We start from the raw sequence: 2,550 nt of genomic DNA, 5'->3' as shown, positions 1-2,550 counted from the left end.
TATTGGTAAAATAGAAACAATTAAGATAAGAAATATTAAACAAAAGCCATTGAGAAAAATATACAATAAAATAGAAACATTAAAATAAATATATGGAAATTAAAGGAAAATGAAGATACAAATTCATTAATTTTTAAATATTTTTTATTTAGTTCCATTTAAGTTTATTTTATCAATAAATATCTATAAATTCCTGAAAAGAATTATAAAAATCATATAATGATAATTTTAGGTGAAAATCCACCATAAAAGTTTAGATGGAATAAAAAATCTTATTTAAGAAAAATTAAAACAATGGCCCCCTGTCGCCAAAAAATTAAGATCTTTCCAACAAATTAATGAAATGGGTCTCCGACTTGACCCCCTTAAAATTATTGCACCTACGCCCCAAAATTCTACAATATACTTTTAATTATTCAATTTAAATCACCTTAAAATATATTAAACAAGACATGATAAATCTTAAAAAACTAAACAAAAATATATCAAAAGATATCTGCTAAAATAAAGGAATATTCATGAAAAAACAATGCAAAAATTTTACAATAGAAAAATAATTTAATGGAATTTGTGAACTATCTTTTCCATAATAATCACCATTGGAATAAATAAAAGGAAAAAGAGGATCTACCTTTTAAATCTTCTAATTTGAACAATAACAACAGACATCAATATCAATAATAGTGCAGATATTGGGTTACCAGTTGAATATCTGGATAAACCTATTTGACCATCATCACATGATTTTTCAGTAACATTTGAAGTTTTGTTCTCATTGACCGGATTGACTTTAATTACACCAGTGGTATTTACAGGCAAGTATTTATCATCCCCTGAGTAGTATGCTGTAATGTTGTGTTCTCCTTTTTCAAGACCCGGAACTGTAAATACTGCTTTTCCATTTTTAACCACTTGAGTATAGGTTTTACCATCGATTTCAATGGTTATTGTGCCAGTTGCATCAATTGGAACAGTCACTGTGATTATTCCGTCTTCACCAACAGTAATGTCCGGTGAATCTATACTGATTGGTGGAGTTAATTTCAATACGTTGAATGTTGTTGTATTTTCGCTTGGACGATAGAGTATGTCCCCATTATATTTGACATATACCTCTTTCAATCCAGCCGGAAGGCCTGAAACAGTAACGCTTGCTTTTCCATCTTCAGTGATGTTTAACTCATAGGTTACGCCATCAACAACAAGGGTTACATTGCCAGTTACACCTTTAGGACCTACTTGAACATTTACAATAGCATCCTCGCCGACATAGATGTCCTCAGCTGTCACCACAACTGTTGAAGGTTTGTCCCTTACGTGGAATACGTCGCTTGTATTTACGCTGGTGTAGTTTTCATTGCCGTTGTAGACTGCAAATGCAGGATATCTTCCAACAGGCAGGTTAATCAAGTTCCAGGTGGCCCTTCCATTGTAAGGCTCTTTGATTGCTGCTTTTAGGACATCTGTTGATGTGACACTATTGTTTAGAGGCACTTCAATTGTGATTCCAAATACGGTAATGTTTACGGTTCCCGGAGCGTTCACTGTAACGTTCAGGACTTCGATTTCTCCATGCCAGATGTCAACGACTTCTATTGTGATTATTGGTACCGCTTTTGCTACATTGAATTTGCCGTCTGTTGAATTGGCCACATAGGTTTTATCTCCTCCATAGACTACTGTTACATTGTAGTCTCCGCCGGCCAAGTCCGGAATAGTTAATTCGACAATACCCCCATCAATTGGAAGATCATCGTATGGTTTGCCGTTAACTGTGATATTTACAGTTCCGGTTGCATTACTTGGAAGAATTACAGTAATTATCTCATCATCACCATATGTGATGTTTTGAGGAATAAGTATGATTGGAGTATCCAATTTATCTGCAGTCACATTATCACTTGTGTAATAATTATTGGATGAATTAGTATCATTTTCAGTTGAATTGACTGAAACAAAGTTCTCAATTACTTCAGCAGCATTGATTTTAACTGTTAAAGTTAATGTTGAAGTTTTACCGTTTTCCAATTTTTCAATGTACCAAATTCCAGTAGTTTCATCATAATTACCACGGCTTGGTGCAGCATTTATTAATGACACATATTCTGAAAGGATTTCTGTGACTTTAACATTAGTTGCATTGCTTGGACCTGAATTATGGACTGTAATGACATATGTGATTTCATCACCGATTCTGGCATCTGTTGTACTTACTGTTTTGTTAATGCTTAAATCAACAACAGGATGGGCAGTGACATTTTCACTGCTGTCATTGTTAGGGTCTGTTTCATTGCTTTTGATAATAGCAGTGTTTTCAATATTTCAGTCATTAATGATTTTAGCGATTATTGTCATCACAACACTTTCATCAATAGCCAGATTGCCAATTGTAACTACACCTGAAGCACTGTCATATGTGATGTCTTTGCGTGATGCATCGAATGAAATAAATTGGCTTTGTAGAAATCCTATTTGATTTTTGCAAAAATTTTTTAAAAATTTATTTTTATTTCTATTTTTACTTATAATCTATTAAAATTGTCTAATTAT

At 32.9% G+C, this 2,550-nt stretch carries 2 protein-coding genes; one reads left to right on the top strand and one right to left on the bottom strand.

Annotated elements, in window-relative coordinates:
* Positions 1 to 627: 627 nt before the first annotated feature.
* Positions 628 to 2,181 (bottom strand): Ig-like domain repeat protein, encoded by a 1,554-nt coding sequence (locus ACKI4K_RS03260; protein ID WP_407422243.1) that lies wholly within the window; start codon positions 2,179 to 2,181, stop codon positions 628 to 630.
* Here ACKI4K_RS03260 and ACKI4K_RS03255 point away from each other — a divergent pair.
* Positions 2,120 to 2,476, top strand: a complete 357-nt coding sequence (locus ACKI4K_RS03255) for a hypothetical protein (RefSeq protein WP_407422241.1) — start codon at positions 2,120 to 2,122, stop codon at positions 2,474 to 2,476. The two genes, ACKI4K_RS03260 and ACKI4K_RS03255, sit on opposite strands and share 62 nt — an antisense overlap.
* The last annotated feature ends 74 nt before the right edge of the window (positions 2,477 to 2,550 follow it).

This window comes from Methanobrevibacter sp., assembly GCF_045644645.1.
Lineage (GTDB): Archaea > Methanobacteriota > Methanobacteria > Methanobacteriales > Methanobacteriaceae > Methanocatella.
The sequence above is the reverse complement of the archived record's forward strand: the minus strand, read 5'-3'. Positions and strand labels throughout refer to the sequence as shown.